Annotated in this window: 22 protein-coding genes; 5 read left to right on the plus strand and 17 right to left on the minus strand. The window is 69.8% G+C overall.

Annotated elements, in window-relative coordinates:
- Window position 1: 1 nt before the first annotated feature.
- The 11 genes from ABQ271_RS11860 to ABQ271_RS11910 form a co-directional block, all read right to left on the minus strand.
- Window positions 2-577: a hypothetical protein gene (locus ABQ271_RS11860; RefSeq protein WP_349308956.1), complete on the minus strand. Its 576-nt coding sequence runs from the start codon at window positions 575-577 to the stop codon at window positions 2-4.
- The gene (locus ABQ271_RS11865; RefSeq protein ID WP_349308957.1) at window positions 574-1302 is read right to left on the minus strand and encodes a hypothetical protein; all 729 of its coding nucleotides are present in this window, start codon (window positions 1300-1302) and stop codon (window positions 574-576) included. The genes ABQ271_RS11860 and ABQ271_RS11865 overlap by 4 nt, the downstream gene beginning before the upstream one ends.
- Window positions 1303-1377: 75 nt before the next feature.
- A complete protein-coding gene (locus ABQ271_RS11870; protein WP_349308958.1) occupies window positions 1378-2049 on the minus strand; it encodes a hypothetical protein in 672 nt (223 codons plus the stop codon).
- A 197-nt stretch (window positions 2050-2246) separates the two neighbouring features.
- The gene (locus ABQ271_RS11875; RefSeq protein ID WP_349308959.1) at window positions 2247-3353 is read right to left on the minus strand and encodes a hypothetical protein; all 1107 of its coding nucleotides are present in this window, start codon (window positions 3351-3353) and stop codon (window positions 2247-2249) included.
- Entirely contained in the window at window positions 3350-4042 is a 693-nt protein-coding gene (locus tag ABQ271_RS11880) for a hypothetical protein (protein ID WP_349308960.1), read from the minus strand. The genes ABQ271_RS11875 and ABQ271_RS11880 overlap by 4 nt, the downstream gene beginning before the upstream one ends.
- Before the next feature lie 31 nt (window positions 4043-4073).
- Entirely contained in the window at window positions 4074-4382 is a 309-nt protein-coding gene (locus ABQ271_RS11885; protein ID WP_349308961.1) for a hypothetical protein, read from the minus strand.
- Between the two features lie 2 nt (window positions 4383-4384).
- The gene (locus ABQ271_RS11890; protein ID WP_349308962.1) at window positions 4385-5089 is read right to left on the minus strand and encodes a hypothetical protein; all 705 of its coding nucleotides are present in this window, start codon (window positions 5087-5089) and stop codon (window positions 4385-4387) included.
- 103 nt (window positions 5090-5192) lie between these two features.
- Window positions 5193-6800, minus strand: a complete 1608-nt coding sequence (purH, locus tag ABQ271_RS11895) for a bifunctional phosphoribosylaminoimidazolecarboxamide formyltransferase/IMP cyclohydrolase (protein WP_349308963.1) — start codon at window positions 6798-6800, stop codon at window positions 5193-5195.
- A gap of 38 nt (window positions 6801-6838) precedes the next feature.
- Window positions 6839-7420 carry a phosphoribosylglycinamide formyltransferase gene (purN, locus tag ABQ271_RS11900; protein ID WP_349308964.1) on the minus strand — a complete coding sequence of 194 codons (582 nt, stop codon included), beginning with the start codon at window positions 7418-7420 and terminating at the stop codon, window positions 6839-6841.
- 4 nt (window positions 7421-7424) lie between these two features.
- Window positions 7425-8750, minus strand: coding sequence for a DUF6350 family protein (locus ABQ271_RS11905; protein ID WP_349308965.1), 1326 nt, complete (start codon window positions 8748-8750; stop codon window positions 7425-7427).
- A gap of 59 nt (window positions 8751-8809) precedes the next feature.
- Complete coding sequence (locus ABQ271_RS11910) at window positions 8810-9151, minus strand: DUF2200 domain-containing protein (protein ID WP_349308966.1); 342 nt, start codon at window positions 9149-9151, stop codon at window positions 8810-8812.
- Window positions 9152-9206: 55 nt separating this feature from the next.
- Here ABQ271_RS11910 and ABQ271_RS11915 point away from each other — a divergent pair, with 55 nt between their 5' ends.
- The gene (locus ABQ271_RS11915) at window positions 9207-10634 is read left to right on the plus strand and encodes an NCS2 family permease (RefSeq protein ID WP_349308967.1); all 1428 of its coding nucleotides are present in this window, start codon (window positions 9207-9209) and stop codon (window positions 10632-10634) included.
- A 594-nt stretch (window positions 10635-11228) separates the two neighbouring features.
- Here ABQ271_RS11915 and sucD read toward each other — a convergent pair.
- The 5 genes from sucD to ABQ271_RS11940 form a co-directional block, all read right to left on the minus strand.
- Complete coding sequence (sucD, locus tag ABQ271_RS11920; protein ID WP_349308968.1) at window positions 11229-12131, minus strand: succinate--CoA ligase subunit alpha; 903 nt, start codon at window positions 12129-12131, stop codon at window positions 11229-11231.
- Window positions 12132-12168: 37 nt separating this feature from the next.
- The gene (sucC, locus tag ABQ271_RS11925; RefSeq protein WP_349308969.1) at window positions 12169-13335 is read right to left on the minus strand and encodes an ADP-forming succinate--CoA ligase subunit beta; all 1167 of its coding nucleotides are present in this window, start codon (window positions 13333-13335) and stop codon (window positions 12169-12171) included.
- Between the two features lie 136 nt (window positions 13336-13471).
- On the minus strand, window positions 13472-14221 hold the full coding sequence (locus ABQ271_RS11930) for a phosphotransferase (protein ID WP_349308970.1): 750 nt from the start codon (window positions 14219-14221) through the stop codon (window positions 13472-13474).
- Between the two features lie 3 nt (window positions 14222-14224).
- On the minus strand, window positions 14225-14827 hold the full coding sequence (locus ABQ271_RS11935; protein ID WP_060916310.1) for a response regulator transcription factor: 603 nt from the start codon (window positions 14825-14827) through the stop codon (window positions 14225-14227).
- Complete coding sequence (locus ABQ271_RS11940) at window positions 14824-16029, minus strand: histidine kinase (protein WP_349310899.1); 1206 nt, start codon at window positions 16027-16029, stop codon at window positions 14824-14826. The genes ABQ271_RS11935 and ABQ271_RS11940 overlap by 4 nt, the downstream gene beginning before the upstream one ends.
- Before the next feature lie 159 nt (window positions 16030-16188).
- On the opposite strand from ABQ271_RS11940, the gene ABQ271_RS11945 reads away from it, so the two are divergent.
- Both ABQ271_RS11945 and ABQ271_RS11950 read left to right on the plus strand, forming a co-directional pair.
- The gene (locus ABQ271_RS11945) at window positions 16189-16689 is read left to right on the plus strand and encodes a small multidrug efflux protein (protein WP_349308971.1); all 501 of its coding nucleotides are present in this window, start codon (window positions 16189-16191) and stop codon (window positions 16687-16689) included.
- A 127-nt stretch (window positions 16690-16816) separates the two neighbouring features.
- Window positions 16817-18268, plus strand: a complete 1452-nt coding sequence (locus ABQ271_RS11950) for a histidine-type phosphatase (RefSeq protein ID WP_349308972.1) — start codon at window positions 16817-16819, stop codon at window positions 18266-18268.
- A 1-nt stretch (window position 18269) separates the two neighbouring features.
- Here the strand turns inward: ABQ271_RS11950 and ABQ271_RS11955 are convergent, their stop codons facing one another.
- Complete coding sequence (locus tag ABQ271_RS11955) at window positions 18270-19784, minus strand: FAD-dependent oxidoreductase (protein WP_349308973.1); 1515 nt, start codon at window positions 19782-19784, stop codon at window positions 18270-18272.
- 74 nt (window positions 19785-19858) lie between these two features.
- Here ABQ271_RS11955 and ABQ271_RS11960 point away from each other — a divergent pair, with 74 nt between their 5' ends.
- Window positions 19859-20530 (plus strand): helix-turn-helix domain-containing protein, encoded by a 672-nt coding sequence (locus ABQ271_RS11960; RefSeq protein WP_349308974.1) that lies wholly within the window; start codon window positions 19859-19861, stop codon window positions 20528-20530.
- 54 nt (window positions 20531-20584) lie between these two features.
- Window positions 20585-21811 carry an acyl-CoA dehydrogenase family protein gene (locus tag ABQ271_RS11965; protein ID WP_349308975.1) on the plus strand — a complete coding sequence of 409 codons (1227 nt, stop codon included), beginning with the start codon at window positions 20585-20587 and terminating at the stop codon, window positions 21809-21811.
- Window positions 21812-21821 lie beyond the last annotated feature (10 nt).

The raw sequence follows: 21821 nt of genomic DNA on the forward strand, positions 1-21821 counted from the left end.
CTCACAGACTAAATCCTCGGTCGTGCTCAAAAAGGCCGACGACGTCCTGCCACGACCATCGCACGTCGATTGCGTGCGGAGGCGCGGCGGTCGGTGCACGGTGGAAGAGCCAGCCCTCAGGAACCACGTGCAACGCCAGCGATGAGGACGCACTCGTCCCGTCGCCATCCGCTCGGACGAGCGCAACAGCAACCTTTCCTGAATAAATCCAGTAGCGAACGCGAGACGCCGCGACGGCACGCAGCGCCTCCGCGTAGGCACCGATCGCGTCGTCGCGTTCCGCGTCGAGATCGAGGAGCGACCAGTTGCCTGCGCGGTTCACGCAGGCGGCGGTCAGCGCGTGCCAAAGGTCCTGCGCGTGTGGCGACGGCTCCGGCGATGTCCACGTCGCGAGCGGCACGATTCGGATCTGCCCTCGAACGAGAACCGGAATGCCGCCGGCGAGAATGCCGTCTTCGGACACGTCGAGAATTCCGTCGGGCAGGGCCTGCGCCCCGACGAGGGAGCTTTGCGCTCCTGTCGGCAGGATCGTTTCGACACTCTCATGCCCGTCCGGCTCAGATCCGCCCGCGCTCATGACGAGGTGCCCCCCAAGCTCAGGGGCCGGGAAGATCCTGGCCATCGGCTCTGGTCGAGCAGGTTGTCGCCGTTTCTCCAGCCGGTCGCGTCGTGCGGGATATCGATCACTGCTTCAGGGATGCCGCTGGGAAGATACCCCCCGGGAATCCACCTCTCGGCATCGGTTCCACCCTCGTTACCCGAGGGCAGGCTGAGCCCAGTGAGCTCGTTCGGAGCGAAGTCGCGCAATTCGACATCCGCGTCCTCGAAGAAATCAGCAGGGAGGCCGAGCGCATCCGCCAACTCGCGCGGACCGTTCACGCTGTTCATGAGCGCGTTGAGCTGATCCGTCGGGAACACGTACGCGGTATTGGTCGCTCCTCCGGGAACTTGATTGTTCCCCGGTCCCCAGTCCTGCAAGCTGCGGGTGACGTAGATCCTCGTCGCACCGTTTTCGAACTGTGCGAGGTGCCTCTCCATGTATTCCGTGGTGAGGTACTCGCCCGGCTCGGGCCTGTTCCCCTTGCCCGCGTTCACGATGGCGTCGGGTTCCCATCGACTGTCACTGCGCCAGCCGTTGCGCAGCGCCTCCGGCACGTCCGCAGCGTCGAGGTCGGTCACTCGGCCCGTCGTGTCGCCCTGCTTCTGCCCGTGCTTGCGGAACATCTCTGCGAGCTGCCGCACGTGAACCGGCATCCCGTCCAGCGAGTTCTTCAGCGGCCGGATGACTTCTCCGATTCCCATGGATCTCCCCCTCGTGAAAATGCTATCTACGCGCCTGACAGGCACATAGGTCTTGCGTACCCGCCGACCGCCCGTCTAGGTGGGCCCGCTCGCGTCGGGTCGCCGAGTGCTTCCAGCCGGAAGATCTCGAACCGACGGGTGACGGACGCGTGCCGACTCCACGTTCGTCGCAGGCGACCACGACAGGTCCACGTCGGGAATTCGCCGCGTCGGGCGGACATCGGACACCCAGCCCACGGGCACGATATGCAGTGCACTCGCGGACGCGCGCGCCGGCAAGGGCGCGCCGTGGACGACGAGGACGAGTGCGACGCCGTCGGCGCCCCACCAGTCGGCGCGCCTGACGCCATGCCGGACCAGATGCTCGCGATACGCGTTCGCGGGCGCAGTTCGGTCGAGGGCGACCGACAGGGCTGCTCCGTGGTGATACTCGCACGCGCTCCGGATGCCTTTCCAGACCTCGTTCGCCCGCTCCCGCAGAGCCGCCGCGACATCCTCGGGCTGAGCCGGCTCCCACGACAGCGGGACGATCTCCGCCTCCCCGCGGTGGATGATCGGCGTTCCCGCGATCAGCTCGTCCTCGGACGGCGCTGCGGCTCGACGGTTCACGAGCGACTCGATCGCGTCGACGATCTTGCCCGCCCTCGCGATGGCACCGTCGGCGTCCGCGGAGTGCACGCCGTTCTCGTCCACGACGTGGCCCGTGAGCCACGGCAGCCCGGTGACGGTCTCATTGGGTTCGATCATGGGTTCAGGGTTGAACCTTGCGCTGTTCCGGGCCAGAGACCCGGGTTGTCGTCACGCGCCGGCTTCGTTGCCCGAAGGTATACGGAGGTTGACGAATTCTTCAGCGGACGAATGACCTCACCGATACCCATGATTCCCTCTCATCGCACAGGCTAGCTGCGCCCGGAACACTCACCGAGGACTTGCGCCGGTCGGGCTCAGTCCCCTACGTCCGCACGTGACCAGCGAAGATCGACCGGGGCACGGCCTGTGTGGGTTCCGCTCCTGCCCGACACCCACCGCGCGGGGACGATGTGCACAGCAAGCGCCAAGTCACCGGCATCCTCATCGCCGGAACGCACGACGACGATGCCTGTCTCGTTCAGCACCCACCATTGGGCACTCCGCGCGTGCGCGCGCCGGAGGGATGCCGCGTATTCTGCGACCGGTCCGTCGCCGCGCTGCTCGATCGGGAAGGCGATCGGCCTTCCCGCCGCATACTCGAAAGCGCCGGCCAGGTCGGATGACAGCTCGTCGACTCGCCGCCGCTCCTCGCGCGGGTCGAGCCCCGACTGCCGCGGGGATGCCCCCTGCACGAACACCGGGAGGATCTTGGCCGCCTCCCGCTCGATGACCGGCACCAGCGAGGGGGCCGGTTCGAAGGTGGTGAGGGACGTCACGGTGTCCAACACCGTCGACGAGGATGCGGGCAGGTTCCACCGACCGGCATCCGTCATCGGCTCGCCGCCGGCGATGGTCGCCCGCGCGAAGTCTTCCGCCACGTCGACGGCATCGAGGTCGAAGCGGCCCAGCTCCGGGGGAGCGGATGCCTCGATCAGCGGCGCCCACTCTCCGAACGCGGGGATGTCGACCCACTGCAACTCCCCCGGCGCGGAGACCTCGACGACCAGGTCCTCGTCGATCGGCGACGATCGCGAGACGTGCGCTATCCCGTCGGTGTACCAGTGCTGGTCCACCCTGAGGAGATGCGAGTACGGGACGCGTCGCTTCGGGTCGCCCTCCGGGTAGAACAGGTCAAGGATGCGACGCCGGAAGAGCCGACCGTCCACCCTCTCCCATTCGACCTTCCTGACGGGCGTCTTATGAGGCGAGTAGAAGGTGACCGTGAACCGGTCCCGATGCAGGACGTCGACGTACCAGGCGGGCGGGGCAGCAGCATCCGTCACCGCCAGCCGACGACCCCGTTCGTACTCGTTCCGAGCTTCGGCGTCGGTGAAGAAGGGGTCGTCGCCGAGAGCTTCCAGCCGGAAGATCTCGAACCGACGGGGATAACGGACCGCGCCCGAGACGGACGAGCCGCTCACAGCTTGAAGGGCGTGTACGTGCCCCATGTCCCGCCGACGGACGGGTCTGCTCCGGTGGCGTCAGGGTGCGTGTTCATCACGCCCTCGGGAATGCCCTCCGGCAGGTAACCGCCGGGGATCCACGCCTCGTTGGCACCGGCCTCGTTGCCGCGCGGCATCCGAAGGTTGCCGTTGATGATCTCCTCATAGGTGAAGTCAGCCCGAGTGATGTCGAGGGGCTTGTCGTTGCCGTCGACGAAGAAATCCTCGCCGAGGCCGAGCATCACTCCGAGCTTCTTGGGGTTGCCGTCCGCCTGCGTGATGATGTTGTCGATCTCGGACGTCGGGAAGACGAACGTCGTGCCCTGGTTGCCCGGACCGTACTTGTCGAGGTTCTCGGTCCGGTAGAACCGCGTCGCCCCACCTTCGAAGCGCTGCAGGTGCTGCTGGATGTAGTCCGCGTCGAGGTACTCCGCCGGGTAGGGGCGGTTGGGCTTGCCCGAGCCGACCACGCGGTCGGGGGTGTGCCAGGAGTCCTTCTTCCAGCCGTCACGGAGCGCGTCGGGCACGTCGGTCGCGTCGAGGTCGTCGACACTGCTCGTGTTGCGGTTCTGCTTCTGCCCGTGCTTACGGAACATGTCGGAGAGCTGCCGGACGTGTACCGGCATCCCGTCCCACGCATTCTGCACCTGGCGGGTGACATCGCCCATCTTCATGATTTATGTAGTCCCGTCGAATCGTTCATCGCCAGTTGTATGTGTACGCCCATGCCAGCGCGTCCAGCGCTTCGGAGCTCAGTTCTGGATGCCGCTGGGCCATGGCGGACCGTGCCACCCTGCCGCCTTCGGCGAGAGTGTGCGTCGACCAATCAGGGTCGATGGCGAGGCACTCTGCCACGACGGCACGCACATCGGCCACGAGGGCGGGCCGGTCCGCGGGTGATGCGCTGATCGCGTCGTCGTCGGCGCGAGGGAGGGAGGACTCCCCTTTGCCGAGAAACGCGATGATCGCCGCGCTCAGCCCGGGGCGCGCGGTCGCCGCATCCGGCACTGTCAGTCGCCTCCGATGTTCAGACTCGCGAGGTCTGACATGAGCCGGTCGGTGAGGCCCTCGACATCCGCCGCGTGCTGTTCCATTTCGCCCTGCGCCGATTCGAGGGCCTGGAGGTCGGCGTAGAACTCTTCGGGGTCCCCCGCGACAGCTTCGACGATCGGTGAGTCGAGGGCGGACATGATGATGCCCGGCAGCTCTTCGGCCAGCGGCTGGATGACCATCGGCAGTACCTGGTTGAGCACCTGCTCCACCGCGATGTCGACCGCGGCGTTGAGCAGCTTCTTCTTGATGAGGAGCATGGGGCCGGCACCGGCGGCGGTGACCGGGTTCGTCAGCATGGCGACGAGCGTGACCATCGTGGAGGTCACGTCGACGATCACCTTGATCTTCAGCGCGGTGACGCCGGCGGCCGCGATGTCGACACCGGGCGGGACGGGGCCGAGGATGTCCATCAGCTTCTGAAGGTTCTGCGAGCGGTTGGTGTTCCACGCCCCGACGTACGCCGGACCCGCCTGACCGCGCATGGCGGCGGCGATGTCGGTGTTGACCTTGCGGTCCATCACCTGGATCTTGTTCTCGAGCTCGTCCCGGAACGTCGAGATGATCTGGCCACCCCGGCGCAGCTCGTCCTCGTCGATGTCTGGCCAATCGAAGCCGAGCTTCTCCATCACCCAGATCAGCTCGTTCGGCAACATCATTCCCATAGCGGAACCTCCCGCGACGAGAGTATGCGATCAGCCCGATCGATTTCGATGGGGAGAACTACCCTGCCCCTCACCGGCTATGATCCGGGGCCACGCGACGAGCTCAGTGGAAGAAGTGACGCTCGCCCGTGAAGTACATCGTGACCCCTGCGGCCTGCGCGGCGTCGATGACCTCCTGATCGCGCACGGATCCGCCCGGCTGGATGATCGTCGTGATCCCGGCATCCAGCAGCACCTGCGGTCCGTCCGCGAACGGGAAGAACGCATCGGATGCCGCGACCGATCCGGCAGCACGGTCACCGGCGCGCTCGACCGCGAGGCGGCACGAGTCGACGCGGTTGACCTGGCCCATGCCGATACCGACCGTCGCCGAGCTCTTGGCCAACACGATCGCGTTCGACTTGACGGCGCGGCAGCTCTTCCACGCGAACGAGAGGTTCTCGAGCTGGTCGTCGGCGGGACGCTCCCCCGAGACGAGCTGCCACGAGTCGACGAGCGATTCGATCTCGTTCGGGAACCGGTCGGCGTCCTGGAGGAGCAGACCCCCCGAGACCAGGCGGACGTCCATGGGCTCCTGGCGCCAGTCCGAAGGAAGCTGCAGCACGCGCAGGTTCTTCTTCAGTCGGAAGACCTCGAGCGCCTCAGGCTCGAAGTCGGGCGCGACGATCACCTCGGTGAAGATGTCGCGCAGGTTCTCGGCCATCTTGAGCGTCACGGTGCGGTTCGCGGCGATGACGCCGCCGAAGGCCGACACGGGGTCGCACTCGTGCGCCCGCAGGTGCGCGGAGGCGAGCGGGTCGAGCGCCTGCGGCGCTCCGATCGCGATGCCGCACGGGTTCGCGTGCTTGATGATGGCGACCGCCGGCTTGACGAGATCGAACGCGGCCCGGAGTGCGGCATCCGCGTCGACGTAGTTGTTGTAGGACATCTCCTTGCCCTGCAGCTGCGTGGCCTGCGCGATACCGTGCCCACCCACGCGCGAGTAGATCGCCGCGCGCTGGTGCGAGTTCTCGCCGTAGCGGAGGGTCGCCAGGCGCTCGGCCTTGATCGTCAGGTGCTGCGGCAGCTCGCCGTCGCCCTCGAGAGTCTCCTCGGCGAACCACGTCGCGACGGCGCGGTCGTACGCCGCCGTGTGCGCGAACGCGCGCGCCGCGAGCTCGCGGCGCTGCGCGAGCGTCGTCCCGCCCTGGCCGAGGGCGTCGACGATCGCCGGGTAGGACTCGGGCGAGACGGCGATCGCCACGTTGGCGAAGTTCTTCGCCGATGCGCGGACCATCGCGGGGCCGCCGATGTCGATCTGCTCGACGACAGCGTCGCCCTGCGCGCCGGAGGCGACGGTCTCGACGAAGGGGTAGAGGTTCACGACGACGAGCTCGAAGGGAAGGATGCCGAGTTCGCCGAGCTGGGTCTCGTGGTCCTCCAGGCGCAGGTCGGCCAGGAGGCCCGCGTGGACGCTCGGGTGGAGCGTCTTCACGCGACCGCCGAGGGACTCGGGGAAGCCCGTGACCTCGGAGACGTCCTTCACGTCGATGCCGGCGTCGCGCAGAAGCGCTGCGGAGCCGCCCGTCGAGACGATCTCGACGTCGGCTGCGGCAAGGGCCTGACCGAGCTCGAGCAGCCCGGTCTTGTCGCTCACCGAGACGAGCGCACGGCGGACGGGCACGACGTCGCGTGCACGGTAGAGGGAGGGGTCGATCTGCGGGCCGGCCATGCGGGAACTCCTCGAGTCGGGGGCGTTCGGGTGTCGGTTCAGGGGGTCAGTGCAAGCTCGCCGGTCGCGATGCGACGGACGACGTCGATGAGCAGTCGGCGTTCGACCGGCTTGATGCGCTCGTGGAGGGTGTGCTCGGTGTCGCCGGGCACGACGGGGACCCGTTCCTGGGCGAGGATCGGGCCGGTGTCGACGCCGTCGTCCACGACGATGACGCTCGCCCCGGTCTGCTCCGCGCCGGCGGCGAGTGCGTCGCGCACACCGTGCGCGCCGGGGAACTCGGGCAGGTACGCGGGGTGGGTGTTGATGAGGCGCGGCGCCCACGCCGCGACGACGGCCGCGGGCAGCAGCCGCATGAGCCCGCTCAGCACGACGAGGTCCGGCTTCCACACCTCGAGATGCGCGAGCAGTTCGTCGCCCCACGCCTCACGACTGTCGAACTCCTGGAACGGGACCATGAAGGTCGGGATGCCGTAGGTCTCGGCATGCGCGAAGCCGTCGGCCTGCCGATCGGCGCCGACGACGATCACGCGAGCGGGGAAATCGGGCTCGTTCGCGGCATCCAGAAGAGCACGCAGATTGGATCCCGTGCCCGAGATGAGAACGGCGACCGTGAGCACCGGGTCAGTCTAGCGGGGCGGTGGGGAACTCGTCGGGCGAGACCGTCCCGGCAGGCTCGCGACGCAGCTCGACCGGCGAGCTCGCGACTGGCGCGTCCCGGGTGAGGGACGGCTCCGCCGGCCGGGCGGGTTCCTCGCCGCGCGGCGACAGCAGCATGACTGCGGCGCCCACGGCGACCTCGACGGCGGCCACCAGCCCCACGAGCCAGGGCTCGGGGCCGACCTGCGCCAGCCTGCCGGGACCGATCGACCCCTGCGCCGCCCACGCGAGGACGGCGAGGAGCGCACCCGAGCCGACGGCGGTCACGCCGAGGGCGACGAGGCGCGGGCGGAGCGGCTCGGCATCCGTCTCCGAACCGATGAGCAGCGCTCCGCGCGCGACCATGCCCGCGAGCGCGCCGAGGCCGACCACGACGAGCGCCAGGAGCAACAGCCACGGCGACGTGGAATCGGGGATGACGCCCAGGACCGGGATGCCGGGCACGACCCCCAGGCTCGTGGCGGCCGGCGAGACCGCCGTTCCCGTCCCGATGGCGAAACCGGGCCCGATCGCGAATCCCGCGAACCACACGATGAGAGTGGGGAGGTAGAGGAGGCTGCCCAGAGCGAGCACCACGACACCCGGCAGGTCGGTCTGGGCCGCCTGGGTCAGCGCGATCACCTCACCGCCGCGGACGAAGAAGAGGACCGCGAGCACGACGGCTCCGAGTCCGACGATCCCGGCGACGGTGATCGCGACGCCCCGGGCACCGGCATCCACCGCGTTCTGCACGTCGTCCGGAATCCGCTCCGTGAGAGCGTCGACGATGCCGTCATCCCCCTCGTTCCACGCCCGCACGAGAGCACCGATCAGGGCGGGGACGGCGAAGACCAGCGCGGGACCGGCGATGGCGGCCCACAGGTCGACCGAGGCGACGCTCGCGCGTCCGGTGAGGGCGATCATCGTCGAGACCACCGCGACGGCAGCCGTGCCACCGAGGACTCCGGTCAGCCACGCACCGGCGCGAGCCGCGCGACCTCCCGACCGCCAGGCAGAGATCGCCGTGAACGCGGCGAGCGCTGTCGGCGCGAGCGACACGGTGAACTCGGCGCCGCCCGACGGCAGACCGCCGAGGGCGACCAGCTCTGCGGGAAGGGAGACCGCGACCGGCGCGAAGTGTCCGAGCTGCCAGATCGTCGCCGCCGCCGGCCAGAGCGCCGCCCAATCGGCATCCCCGCTCACGCCGAAGACCCACACGAGAGTGACGGGCGCGAGCACGACGCCGACGCCGACCGCGACGGCCACGAGGGCGTCGACGGCAGCGAGGAGGAAGACGAGCAGGCGATTCACAACGAACCGACCTTACCCGCGGCGGGCGCGTGCGCCCCGCTCCCGCACCGGGCGAGGCGTCAGGTGCGCAGGACCTTCTCGAGCGCCTTGCCCTTCGCCAGTTCGTCGACGAGTTTGTCGAGATAGCGGATGCGGCGCATCAGCGGGTCGTCGATCTGCTCGACGCGGACGCCGCAGACGACGCCGGTGATCTGCGCGACCGCAGGGTTGAGGTCGGCGGCGGCGAAGAACTCCGCGAAGCTCGCCCCCGTCGACACCTGCGCAGCGATCGCCTCGTCGTCGAACCCGGTGAGCCACGTCACCACCGCGTCGAGCTCGGCTTTCGTGCGCCCTTTCCGCTCCACCTTCGCGAGGTACAGCGGATAGACCGCGGCGAACGGCGTGCCGAAGATGCGGTGCATGCCGCGAGGATACGCCCCGCCCGCCGGGGCGGCGACGACCCACTACCCTCGGAGGGTGAACAGCACCACCTCCCGAACTTCCCGCGGTGCCGCAGCCCCGGCATCCTCGTCCTTCCTCGACCGCTACTTCGACATCACCGGCCGCGGTTCCACCCTCGGCACGGAGATCCGCGGCGGCATCGTCACGTTCGTGACGATGGCCTACATCGTCATCCTGAACCCGATCATCCTGTCGACCCCGGACGTCGACGGCGTGACCCTCACCGGCACCGCCGTGGCGACCTCCACGGCCTTGACCGCCGGTGTCATGACGATCCTCTTCGGGCTCGTCACGCGTCTGCCCTTCGCGTTCGCGGCGGGCCTCGGCATCAACGCGTTCCTCGCGTTCTCGGTGGTCGGTCAGGTCACGTGGGGCGAGGCGATGGCTCTCGTCGTGATCAACGGTCTGATCATCGTGCTGCTCGCCGCGACCGGCCTTCGGAAGATGATCTTCGACGCCGTCCCCGTGCAGCTGAAGCTCGCGATCACGGTCGGCATCGGCCTGTTCATCGCGTTCATCGGCTTCGTCAACGCCGGCTTCGTCACCACAACGGGCAACGCCTCTCCCCCGCTCGACCTCGGCGTCGGTGGCTCGATCACGACGATCAGCACGGTCATGTTCGTCGTCACGCTCTTCCTCTCCGGCATCCTGATGGCCCTTCGGGTGAAGGGCGCGCTCCTCATCGGTCTCGTCAGCGGCACGGTCATCAGCTACATCGTCAACGCGATCTGGCCGACCGCCCTGGGCCTCAAGGTCAGCAGGCTGGAGATCGTCGCGTTCCCGAACTTCGAGCTCGTCGGCAAGATCGACTTCGGCTTCGACTGGGCGAAGATCGGCATCGTGTCGGTCGTCATGATCGTCTTCACGCTCGTGTTCTCGAACTTCTTCGACGCGATGGGCACCATGACGGGCCTCGCGAAGGAGTCCGGCCTCGCGAACGACAAGGGCGACTTCCCGCGCATCAAGTCGGCGCTGATCGTCGAGGGCGTCGGCGCGATCGCCGGTGGTGCGACCTCGTCGTCGTCGGCCACCGTCTTCGTCGAGTCGGGATCCGGCATCGGTGAGGGCGCCCGTACGGGCCTCGCGAACGTCGTCACCGGTGTGCTGTTCCTTCTGGCCATGTTCTTCACGCCGCTCACCTCGATCGTCCCCGGCTACGTCGCCGCCGCAGCTCTCGTGCTCGTCGGTGCGCTCATGCTCGCGCAGATCAAGAACATCGACCTGACGGACTTCAACGTCCTGCTGCCGGTGTTCCTCACCGCGACGGTCATGCCGCTGACCTACTCGATCGCCAACGGCATCGGCGCCGGCTTCATCAGCTGGGTCGTCGTGAATGTCTTCGCCCGCAAGGCGAAGCAGGTTCACTGGCTGCTCTGGATCGTCGCGGCGGGCTTCGTGATCTACTTCGCCCGCGGCCCGATCGAGGCGCTCATCGGCGCCTGACCGCCGCCGCCTCGAGGTCCCGATCGGGCCGGGTATGCCTCGTGCATTCCCGGCCCGATCGGGACCTCGCGCGTTGGGGCGGTGTTCCGGGGACGCGTTGTGCCGCACGACGCGGGATGCCGCGACGCGACGGGTCCCTGGAACGCGCCGGCGGCCGCGCCGAGCCGGCCCGGCAGGCCCGGCTGCGCAGGCCTCGCGTCCCGGCATCCGCCACCCGCAGACACCTCTAGGTCCCGATCGCGCCGGGTATCGCGCGCACATTCCCGGCCGGATCGGGACCTCGGACGTGGGGGCGGCATTCCGGGGGCGCGTTATGCCGCACGACGCGGGATGCCGCGACACGACGGGTCCCTGGAGCGGGCGACACGACGCGCCCCCGGAGCGCACGCCGCGCCGCGCCGGCCACGGCCCGGCTGACCCGGCTCCGCAGGCCTCGCGTCCCGGCATCCGACCGCCCCAGAACGCCCCGAGGTCCCGATCGGGCCGGGTATCGCGCGTGCATTCCCGGCCGGATCGGGACCTCGCGCGCACCGGAGCCGCGCCGGGAACGACGAAGGGGCGGATGCCGCAGCATCCGCCCCTTCGTCGTGTGGCTTAGAGCGCCTCGATGATGGCGCGCATCAGGTCGGCGGTCTCGGACGGGGTCTTCCCGACCTTGACGCCGGCGGCCTCGAGGGCCTCCTTCTTGGCCTGTGCCGTACCGGCCGAGCCGGAGACGATGGCGCCGGCGTGGCCCATGGTCTTGCCCTCAGGTGCGGTGAAGCCGGCGACGTAGCCGACGACCGGCTTCGTCACGTGCGCCTTGATGTAGTCGGCCGCGCGCTCTTCGGCGTCGCCGCCGATCTCGCCGATCATGACGATGGCCTTGGTCTCGGGGTCGGCCTCGAACGCCTCGAGGGCGTCGATGTGCGTCGTACCGATGACCGGGTCGCCGCCGATGCCGATGGCCGTCGAGAAGCCGAGGTCACGGAGCTCGAACATCATCTGGTAGGTCAGGGTGCCCGACTTCGAGACGAGGCCGATGGGGCCCTTGCCGGTGATGTTCGCGGGCGTGATGCCGACGAGCGCCTCACCGGGCGTGATGATGCCGGGGCAGTTCGGACCGATGATGCGGGTCTTGTTGCCCTTGCTCTTGGCGTAGGCCCACGCCTCGGCGGTGTCGCCGACGGGGACGCCCTCGGTGATGACGACGAGCAGCGGGATCTCGGCGTCGATCGCCTCGATCATCGCGTCCTTCGTGAAGGCGGGCGGCACGAACGCGATGGAGACGTCCGCCCCGGTCTTCTCGATCGCCTCGGCGACCGATCCGAAGACGGGGAGAGCGACCTCGCCCTCGTGCGGCTTCTCGTGCGTGACGGTCGTGCCGGCCTTGCGGGCGTTCACGCCGCCGACGACGTTCGTCCCGGCCTTCAGCATGAGGGCGGTGTGCTTGGTGCCCTCACCGCCGGTGATGCCCTGGACGATGACCTTGGAGTCCTTGTTGAGGTAGATAGACATGTCTGTTGTCCCTGTGTCTCGGTAGTCTCGGCGCGTCTCAGGCGTTCGCCAGCTCGGCGGCCTTGTCGGCGCCCTCGTCCATACCGGCGGCGAGCGTGACGAGCGGGTGGTTGGCCTCGGCGAGGATCGCGCGACCCTCCTCGACCTGGTTGCCGTCGAGGCGGACGACGAGCGGCTTGGTCGCCGCGTCGCCGAGGATCTCGAGGGCCTTCACGATGCCCTCGGCGACCGCGACGCACGACGTGATGCCGCCGAAGACGTTGACGAAGACGCTCTTGACCTGCTCGTCGCCGAGGATGACGTCGAGACCCGACGCCATGACCTGCGCGTTCGCGCCGCCACCGATGTCGAGGAAGTTGGCGGGAGTGACGCCGCCGTGGTTCTCACCGGCGTAGGCGACGACGTCGAGGGTCGACATGACGAGGCCGGCGCCGTTTCCGATGATGCCGACCTGGCCGTCGAGCTTGACGTAGTTGAGGCCGGATGCCTTGGCCTTGGCCTCGAGCGGGTCCGCGGCGCTCTTGTCCTCGAGCTCTTCGTGCTCGGGGTGGCGCACCTCGCTGGCGTTCTCGTCGAGCGAGACCTTGCCGTCGAGGGCGACGATGTCGCCGGCGCCCGTGCGGACGAGCGGGTTGACCTCGACGAGGGTCGCACCCTCGCCCTTGTAGACGTCGTAGAGCTTGACGAAGACGTCCGAGACCTTTTCGACGAGGTCCTCGGGGAAGTTCGCCGCCTTCGCGATCTCGACGGCCTTGGCCTTGTCGATGCCCTGGAGCGGGTCGACCTCGACGCGCGCGAGCGCCTCGGGACGCTCGACGGCGAGCTCCTCGATCTCCATGCCGCCCTCGACCGAGCAGAGGCTCAGGTAGGAGCGGTTCGAGCGGTCGAGCAGCACCGAGAAGTAGAACTCCTCAGCGATGTCGGCGCCCTGGGCGATCATGACGCGCTGGACGACGTGGCCCTTGATGTCGAGGCCGAGGATGGCTTCGGCAGCGGCATACGCCTCGTCGGGGGTCTTGGCGACCTTGACGCCGCCGGCCTTGCCGCGACCTCCGGTCTTGACCTGAGCCTTGACGACGACCACGCCGCCGATCTTCTCGGCAGCCGCCTTCGCCTCCTCAGGGGTGTCGGCGATGATGCCGGCGAGCACCGGCACCTCGTACTTCTCGAACAGGTCTCGTGCCTGGTACTCGTAAAGGTCCACTGCAATCCTTCGCTGGGCGACGGCGGGGGTGACGGGCGCGGAATTATCTCGATGTCGAGAGATCGCCCGGTCGAAAAGCCTACTACCCCCGCCTGAGCACCCGAAGCCCGATCCCCTCGTTCGGCGGGGACCCGACTCATCGTCGGAGCGCGTCGGTCCAGGTCTCGCGGTGGGATCGCACATAGTCGGAGACGGATGCCCAGTGGTCGCCGTGCCCGGCCGTGAACATCGACGCCCACGGCTCGACACCGGCCGCATGGGAGCGCCGCAACAGGTCGTGCATCGCCGCCGCCCGCTCCGCCATCGCGTCCGGCAGGCCATCTCGGAGCTCGTCGTCGGCGCCGTACCCGTCGACGAACGCGGCGAGCCCCGGAGCGGCATCCGCGGGATCGGCGGATGCGTCGTTGAGTGCGAAGGCCTGCGCGGCGTAGGCGAGATCCCACAGCCGAGTGCTGGGGGCCGCGGCATCCCAGTCGATGAAGACCCACCGCTCCCCCATCACGAGGTTCCACGGCGCGAGGTCGTTGTGGCAGACGAGTTCGGAGGCGGGCGCGGGGATCGCACTCTCCCAGAGGCTGTCCTCCGGCGGCGTCCACCCGGCGCTCGCGTCGTGGATCGCTCGCACCATGGCTCCCACCCGCCCGAGCTCCGCGGGTGCCATCGTGCCGTGCATGAGCGCGAGTTCGCCGGGCACGTACTCGAGCACCTGGCGCCCCGCCTCGTCACGGCCGCGCGGCTCGGGCGCATCGATCCCGGCGGCGCGAAGTGCATGGACGTAGGCGGTGACGCTCGCCGTCGACGCCGTCCACGGCTTGCGCACGGAGTCGCCGATGCGGACGACGGCGCCGCTCGCGTTCCCGCCCGAGAGCGCCTCTTCGTGCGGCATCCGTCAGATCCAGCCGCGCTCGCGCGCCGTGATCGCAGCCTGCTGCCGCGTCGCGAGGCCGAGCTTGCCGAGGATCGACGAGACGTGGTTGCGGACGGTGCCGGCGGACAGGTGGAGGGATGCCGCGATCTCGGCGATCGTCTCCCCTCGGGCTCCCGCGCGCAGCACGTCGAGCTCGCGGTCGGTCAACGGCGAGCGCTCGTCGCTCAGAGCGTCCGCGGCGATCTCGGGGTCGACGTACCGGCGCCCCGCGGCGACCTCTCGGATGACCGCGGCGACATCGCCGGCAGGCCGGGACTTCGGGACGAAGCCGTCGACGCCCGCGCTGAGCGCGCGCCTCAGCACACCGGGGCGGGCGTGGCGGGTGACCACGACGCAGCGGGCGGGGATCCGCTGCCGGATGCGGGCGGCCGCCTCGACGCCGTCGATCCCGGGCATCTCGAGGTCGAGGAGGCAGACGTCGGGGCGGAGTTCGAGCGCACGGGCGACCGCGCTCTCGCCGTCGGCGCACTCCGCGACGACCTCGAGGTCCTCCTCGAGACCGAGCAGGGTGGCGAGCGCCGTGCGGATCATGTCCTCGTCGTCGGCGATGAGCACGCGGATCATGCGGCTTCTCCCGCGGTCGGCACCGTCTCGATGGGAACGGTCACGACGAGTTCGAATCGTGCGTCGTCGCGGCTCGACGACACGTCCCCGCCGGCGACACCCACTCGATGCGCGATGCCTTCGAGCCCGGCGCCGGCTCCGATCGTCGAGCCGGGTCCGGGGTCGTTCGCCGCGGTCAGCCGCCAGGCGTTCCCGGCCTTCTCGAGCCCGAGCCGGGCCCACTGTCCGCCGCCGTGCTTGAGGACGTTCGTCGTGCATTCGCGGATGACCGGCCCCAGCAGGTCGGCGGGAGCGGATGCCGCATCCGCCGCGACGTCGAGGGTCACCTCGAGTCCCGCAGCGCGCAGCAGGTCTGCCGCGTTGGCGAGCTCGTCGGGGAGCGGCACACCGCGGAAGCGTCCGGCGAGCGCCCGCGTGCCGTCTCGCGCCTCGTCGACGGAGGCCCGCGCCAGGGAGATCTGGCGGGCCGCGGCATCCGGGTCGCGCCCGATCATGCGCTCGGCGAGTTCGAGCTGCAGGGCGATCACCTGCAGGTGGTGGCCCTGGAGGTCGTGCAGCTCCCCGGCGAGGCGGAGGCGCTCCTGCACGGCGGCGAGGCGAGCCTCGGTGCGCCGCGCGTGATCGAGCTCGAGGACGACGTCCCACGACCAGAGCGAGAGCGCCTGGGTCGCGGGGAGCAGGATCGCGAAGAAGGCCAGCACGAAGGCGTCGCCGGTGGATGACGGGCGCACGCGTTCGAGGATCCAGAGGACCACGAGCGCGACTTCGAGGAGGACGACACCGCGCCAGCGGATGCCGGGTCCCCACCGCACGAGGCAGAGAGTCGCGCCGATGAGCGCGGCGCCGAGGAGCACCGATCCGGCGACGACCCCGAGGAGGATCGATGCGAGGATCCCCGCGACGACGGGCAGCGAGAAGAAGCGTCGGTGCCACGGAGGACTGTCGCGGTCGTCGAGGTCGCCGTCCCGGCGATAGCGCATGAGGAGGAGAACCGTCGCCGCGACGATGACCGCGGACAGACCGAGGAAGCCGACGAGAACGGGCGGGATGCGCCAGCCCCCGCGGGCGACCAGCACGACTGCTCCCCACACCACGAGCGTTCCCAGGAGGAAGAAGACCATCGACGAGGCGATGTACCAGCCGGTGGCCGTCACCCCGCGTGCGAGCGCGACGGCGGTGCGCGTCGGGGTCGGGTCGGGCATACTCACACGGCCACAGTACGACCATGACGAATGTCACCCCTCCCGGCGCCGATCCTCACGTCGGGAGGTGACGCGCTGGCACTGCCGCGGCCCGGACGAGCCGGGTGGGATGGGATCACGGCGATACGAGATCCGGTCGCCGCCTCCGAGAGGAACATCATGTCGAACCCCGTCTCCGACCTCGTCGCCGGCTTCCAGGACCTGGTGGCGCAGATGCCCGACCTGCTGCAGCCGCTCGTGGTGGCGCTCGCGGGAGCCGTGCCGTTCATCGAGGGCGAGGGGGCTGCCGCGATCGGTGTCGTCGGCGGCATCCACCCCGTCATCGCGGCCCTCTCCGGCGCGATCGGCAACTTCCTCTGCGTCACGATCGTCGTGCTGGTGACCGCGCGCGTCCGCACCGCGGTGACCACCCGTGCCGGCGCTGCGGAGAAGCCGACGTCGGCGCGCTCCGAGAAGTTCCAGAAGGCCTACCACCGCTACGGCACGCCCGGCGTCAGCCTGCTCGGCCCGCTCATCCTGCCCACGCAGTTCACGGCCGCGGCGCTCAAGGGCACCGGCGTCCCGACCCGTACGGTGCTGTTCTGGCAGGGCGCCGCGATCGTCCTCTGGACCACCCTCGTCACCCTGATCATCACGGGTGTGATCGCCGCCGCATCCTGACGTCGGCCGGCCGGTCTCCGGCGGTTCAACGACACGACACCCTCACGTCACCCGACGCGCCTACGATCGCCGGCACCCGATCCGCTTCGCCGCGCACCCCCGCGCGACGCGTACCCGTGAGGAACGCATGCGCCTTCCCATCCGCCGCCCGTCCACCGTGGTGTCGTTGTCCCTGGCCTTCGTGATCGCCGCCTGCGGGTGCGCGTTGCCGCCCCAGCCCGGCCCGCCCCAGCCCGACCCGGGCCACGGCACCGCGGCCCGGCCGTACTACAGCAGCAAGACCCCGTACGTCCCGCAAAGCACCCCGGCCGACCTCGCACCCGCGCCTGCCGGATTCGCTCCCGTGTACACGGAGTCCGTCGCCCGCCACGGATCCCGCGCCCTGTCGAGCTTCAAGTACGACTCGCTGACGACGCAGATCTGGGAGCAGGCGCGCTCGGAGGGCGCCCTCACACCCCTCGGCAAGACGCTCGGCCCCGAGGTGGCGAAACTCACGGCGGCGAACCAGAAGCTCGGCTACGGCAACCTCACCGGCCAGGGCGCGGATCAGCATCGCGGCATCGGGTCGCGCGTCGTCGAGCGGCTGCGGTCACTCTTCGGCCGCGTCGATGCCGGATCCGACACCATCGCCGTCGAGAGCTCGGGCGAGGCGCGCGCGACCGCGTCGGGCGAGGCCTTCGAGAAGGGACTCCTGGCCGCGGACCCGCGTCTCGCCTCGCATCTGCCTGCGGACATTCAGAAGGATCCGGACACCCTCTACTTCCACAAGTCGGCCGCGAACGCCGACTACCAGGCCTACGAGGACGGGCCCGCTGTCACTGCGGCGGTCGCGAGGATCACCGACCAGCCGCGCAGCCACACGGTGGCCCGTCGCACGTTGGAACGGATCTACACGCACGGCTTCGTGGACCGCCTGGCTGCGGGCCGTTACCACTTCGTCGACGGCGGCGACGGCGAGACGACCGTCGACAACGAGGTCGACGCGGCGATGATGCTCTACAACCTCTACATCATCGCGCCCGATATGACCGACGAGGTCTCCGTGGACTTCACCCGGTACATCACGAGCACCGACGCCCGCTGGTTCGCCTACCTGCTCGACGCGGAGGACTTCTACTCGAAGGGCCCCGCCTTCCGAGGCAGCGACATCACCTACCGGATGGCGACACCGCTGCTCGAGGACTTCCTCGACTCGATGGACGCGCGCCTCGCGGGATCTCACACCGCCGCCACGTTCCGTTTCGCGCACGCCGAGACGATCATCCCGTTCGCGGCGCTGCTCGGTCTGCCCGGGTCGACGCAGCAGGTCACGCCGAAGCACCCTTACACCTATGCGACGAACGCATGGCGAGGCGAGACGGTGACGCCCATGGCCGCGAACGTGCAGTGGGACGTGTTCCGCAACGCGCACGGGCGCGCGATCGTCCGCATGCTCTACAACGAGAAGGCGATCCCGTTCCGCGCCGGCTGCACCCCCATCGCGAGGGGCTCGCTCTTCTACGACGCGCGCGAGGTGCGGCGCTGCCTGACGGCGGCGCTCCCGACCGACGCGAAGCCCGTCGCGCCGCCCGCCGGCTGAGTCAGTCGACCCGTCGAAGGCCTCGCGTCGCGGGGCCTTCGATGCGATCACCGGATGCCGTGAACCGTGACGCGTGCAGCGGGCAATCCCACGTGCATTCCAGGTCGTTCCACTCGAGGACGCCCCCGAGGTGCGGGCACACCGCACTCACCGCCCGGGTCTCGCCGTCGGTCGTGGATATCCCGACCGGCCGGCCCGCGCGCTGTGCGACGACCCCCTCCCCTTCGGCGGGCTGCGGGACGGGAACGGCGTCCGCCTCGGCGCCCGCCCAGCCCTTCGCCGCGGCGATCCCGACCTTCGCGTTCTCGGCGGCACCCTGCGCGATGTCGGCGGGCATCGTGAGACGCGTGCCGAGCTGCGTCATCCACCGCGGCCGGTCGCTCATCTTCTCGCCGCGCAGCTCGCTCACGATGCGGAGCGCCGCCGCGGGCGCGTTCGTGAGCCCCCACTTCGCGTAGCCGGTCGCGAAGCGGACGCGCCCGAGCGAACGCGGCATGGTCCCGATGAAGGGGATGCGGTTGTGCGACGTGTAGTCCTGCGCCGACCAGCGGTGGGTCTCCTCCCCCACCGGCAGCGTCTGCCGAGCCCACTCGGCCAGCTCGTCGAGCATGGCCCGCTCGGAGTCGGCGCGCCCGACGGGGTGTCCCGCACCGCCGACGACGATCTGCGCGACATCCGCAGGCCCGTCGCCGGGGAGGACCGTCCGGACGGAGCGCGTGGGCTCGTCGGCGGAGAGGTACATACCGTCGGGAAGCGGTTCGGTCAGCGTGAACGAGACGCAGGCCGACCGCATCCCGCTCACCTTCGCCCAGTACAGACCACGGTCGAGGATCGGGATGCCGGTGGCCACCACGACCTGCGAGGCGAAGAGCGGCCCGCGGTCCGTCTCCACCCGGGGGTGCGGGAAGACCGTCACGCCGCTGACCTCGACCCCGAGGTGGAGGGTGCCGCCCGCCGCAACGAAGGCGTCGGCGAGCGCCGCCAGCATCCGCATCGGATCGATCGCGCGCTGGTCGTCGAGGGCGACGGCTGCGGCCATCGGGACCGCCGCGCCCCGAAGCTCCTCATCGTCCACGAGCCGCACCGCGAGACCGGCTTCGCGGGCCGCGTCGTACTCCTTCACGACGGATCCGCGCCCGTCGTCGTTCTGGGCGTACGTGTACGCGGTGCGCGCCGTCAGCGGCACGCCGAGCCGCTCGGCTGTGCCCGTCATCCACTCGACACCGTCGCGGTTCGCGTCGACATAGGCACGGACGAGGGATGCCGGGTGCCCCGACCGCAGCGACGAGAGCGTCGTCCCCTGCAGGAGCGAGACCTTGCCGGTGTTCGACCCCGACGCGAGCTCGCCGACGGCGCCCCGCTCGACGAGCGCGACGTCGACACCGGAACGGGCGAGCTCATAAGCGGTCGCGAGCCCGGTGAGGCCCGCACCCACGACGACCACCTCGTGCCGCGCGCCGGGCGCGAACGGGATGCCGGTGGTGGCGGACGAGTGCTGCTTCCAGAGCGAGGACATGAGGCGAGTCAAGGGGCCGGGCTCGGCCCCCGCACGGCCCTTGACAGAACGGGCTTCGCACTAGGCTTCCGTCCATGGCCGACGACCTCCGCCCCACGGGCAGCACAGTGGTGGCCGCGGCCCTCGCCCTGTTCGCGGAGCACGGTTACGAGCAGACCTCCGTCGAACAGATCGCGCAGTCCGCGGGCGTGTCGCGGTCGACGTTCTTCCGACAGTTCGGCGGCAAGGACGACGTCGTCTTCGCCGACCACGAGCTGTTGCTCGAGCGCCTGCGCGCCTACCTGTCCGAGACGCACGAGAACCCGTGGGCGGCGGTCTGCGAGGCGTCGGTGCAGATCTTCCGTCACTTCGCCGCCGACCCCGAGGTCGCGCGCCGCCGATACGCCGTGGTCCGCCAGGTGCCCTCCCTTCGCGACCGCGAGATCGTCACGGTGTTCCGTTACGAGCGGGTCTTCGATGAGTACCTGCGCCGGTCGGTCCCCGGGCTCGACCCGGTCGACGCCGTGGCCTTCGCCGCCGCCGTGACGGCGGTGCACAACCATGTGCTCCGCCGCCTCCTCCGCGGGTCGAAGCGGGTTCCCGCAACCGTCCTCGAAGCCGCGTACGACGAGCTGCTGCGGCGCTTCGGGGTGCACCCCGACCCGGAGCCTGCGGCGGACGACGACATCGTCGTGGCGACCTTCCCTCGACGGATGCCGCCCGCCGAGGTGGCCCGACGGCTCGGCGATCTGCGCTCCGCTACCTGAGACGGCGTTCCGCATCCGGTGGAACTGGATGCCATCGCGGCGTATCCTGGCGCGATGACCACTCCCCTGCCAGGCGGGACCTCCGGCCGCTACGACGTGCTCGGCCGTCTCGACACCGACTACTACGCCGTCTTCGCCGACGTCCCCGCCGCCGACCGCGAGGTCTGGGAGCGGGCGCAGGGTTTCGTCGACGAGATCGGCGACCGCATGCGCGACGCGTGGGATGCCGCGGACTATCCCCTCGACATCGCCGAGCGCTTCGGTGAGCTCGACCTGCTGAACGACGGCATCGATCACCCGCGGCTGACGCGCTTCTCGCCGCTGGCGGCAGGGCTCGTGAACATGGAGATCTCGCGGGGCGACGGGTCGCTCGGCACGGTCCTCGCGGTACAGGGCGGCCTCGCCCTGCGAACGCTCGCGCTCTTCGGCAGCGAGGCGCAGCAGGAGCGCTGGCTCCTGCCGGTCGCGCGTTTCGAGGTGCCCGCCGCCTTCGCTCTGACCGAGCCGGACCACGGCTCGGATTCGGTCTCGCTCGAGACCGTCGCCCGTCGCGACGGCGCCGAGTGGGTACTCCGCGGCGCGAAGAAGTGGATCGGCAACGGCGCCTCGGGCGGCATCACGTTCGTCTGGGCGCGGATCGACGCCGAGGGCGACGAGCACCACGGCGCCGTCCGCTGCTTCCTCGTCGAGCAGGACCGCCCGGGTTATACCGGCACGGTCATCGCGGGCAAGGGTTCGCTTCGCGGCATCCATCAGGCCCACATCGCGCTCGACGACGTCCGCCTTCCCGCCGATGCCGTACTGCCCGGCACCCGGACGTTCAAGGATGCCTCGACCGTCCTCTACGCGACCCGTTCCGGTGTCGCGTGGTCGGCGCTCGGCCACGCGACCGCCTGCTACGAGACGGCGCTGCAGTACGCGCAGCAGCGGATCCAGTTCGGCAAACCCCTCGCCCGGTTCCAGATGGTGCAGGAACGCCTCGCGCACATGCTCGAGGACCTCACCGCGATGCAGCTCTACTGCCGTCGCCTCGCCGACCTCGAAACCGCCGGCGGGCTCCGCCCCACGCAGGCCTCCCTCGCGAAGTTCCACAACACCCGCGCGGCACGCCGGGTTGCCGCAACCGCCCGCGACCTGCTGGGTGGCAACGGCATCCTTCTCGAGAACGGCGTCATGCAGCACATGGCCGACATCGAGGCGATCCACACCTACGAGGGGACCGAGTCGGTGCAGGCGCTCCTGCTCGGCAGGGACATCACCGGCGTGAGCGCGTTCGCCTGACCCCGTTCCC

Origin of the sequence: Microbacterium sp. MM2322, assembly GCF_964186585.1 — a bacterium.
In the GTDB taxonomy this organism is placed as follows: Bacteria; Actinomycetota; Actinomycetes; order Actinomycetales; family Microbacteriaceae; genus Microbacterium.

Bases quoted from the DNA above. Each gene is read 5' to 3' on its own strand.
- ABQ271_RS11890 (WP_349308962.1), bottom strand. From the start codon at position 5,089: ATGGGAATGATGTTGCCGAACGAGCTGATCTGGGTGATGGAGAAGCTC.
- ABQ271_RS11880 (WP_349308960.1), bottom strand. From the start codon at position 4,042: ATGGGCGATGTCACCCGCCAGGTGCAGAATGCGTGGGACGGGATGCCG.
- ABQ271_RS11950 (WP_349308972.1), top strand. From the start codon at position 16,817: ATGCGCCTTCCCATCCGCCGCCCGTCCACCGTGGTGTCGTTGTCCCTG.
- ABQ271_RS11865 (WP_349308957.1), bottom strand. From the start codon at position 1,302: ATGGGAATCGGAGAAGTCATCCGGCCGCTGAAGAACTCGCTGGACGGG.
- ABQ271_RS11960 (WP_349308974.1), top strand. From the start codon at position 19,859: ATGGCCGACGACCTCCGCCCCACGGGCAGCACAGTGGTGGCCGCGGCC.
- ABQ271_RS11955 (WP_349308973.1), bottom strand. From the start codon at position 19,784: ATGTCCTCGCTCTGGAAGCAGCACTCGTCCGCCACCACCGGCATCCCG.
- ABQ271_RS11870 (WP_349308958.1), bottom strand. From the start codon at position 2,049: ATGATCGAACCCAATGAGACCGTCACCGGGCTGCCGTGGCTCACGGGC.
- ABQ271_RS11910 (WP_349308966.1), bottom strand. From the start codon at position 9,151: ATGCACCGCATCTTCGGCACGCCGTTCGCCGCGGTCTATCCGCTGTAC.
- ABQ271_RS11860 (WP_349308956.1), bottom strand. From the start codon at position 577: ATGAGCGCGGGCGGATCTGAGCCGGACGGGCATGAGAGTGTCGAAACG.
- ABQ271_RS11940 (WP_349310899.1), bottom strand. From the start codon at position 16,029: ATGCCCGACCCGACCCCGACGCGCACCGCCGTCGCGCTCGCACGCGGG.
- ABQ271_RS11965 (WP_349308975.1), top strand. From the start codon at position 20,585: ATGACCACTCCCCTGCCAGGCGGGACCTCCGGCCGCTACGACGTGCTC.
- ABQ271_RS11930 (WP_349308970.1), bottom strand. From the start codon at position 14,221: ATGCCGCACGAAGAGGCGCTCTCGGGCGGGAACGCGAGCGGCGCCGTC.
- ABQ271_RS11945 (WP_349308971.1), top strand. From the start codon at position 16,189: ATGTCGAACCCCGTCTCCGACCTCGTCGCCGGCTTCCAGGACCTGGTG.
- purH (WP_349308963.1), bottom strand. From the start codon at position 6,800: ATGGCCGGCCCGCAGATCGACCCCTCCCTCTACCGTGCACGCGACGTC.
- sucD (WP_349308968.1), bottom strand. From the start codon at position 12,131: ATGTCTATCTACCTCAACAAGGACTCCAAGGTCATCGTCCAGGGCATC.
- ABQ271_RS11935 (WP_060916310.1), bottom strand. From the start codon at position 14,827: ATGATCCGCGTGCTCATCGCCGACGACGAGGACATGATCCGCACGGCG.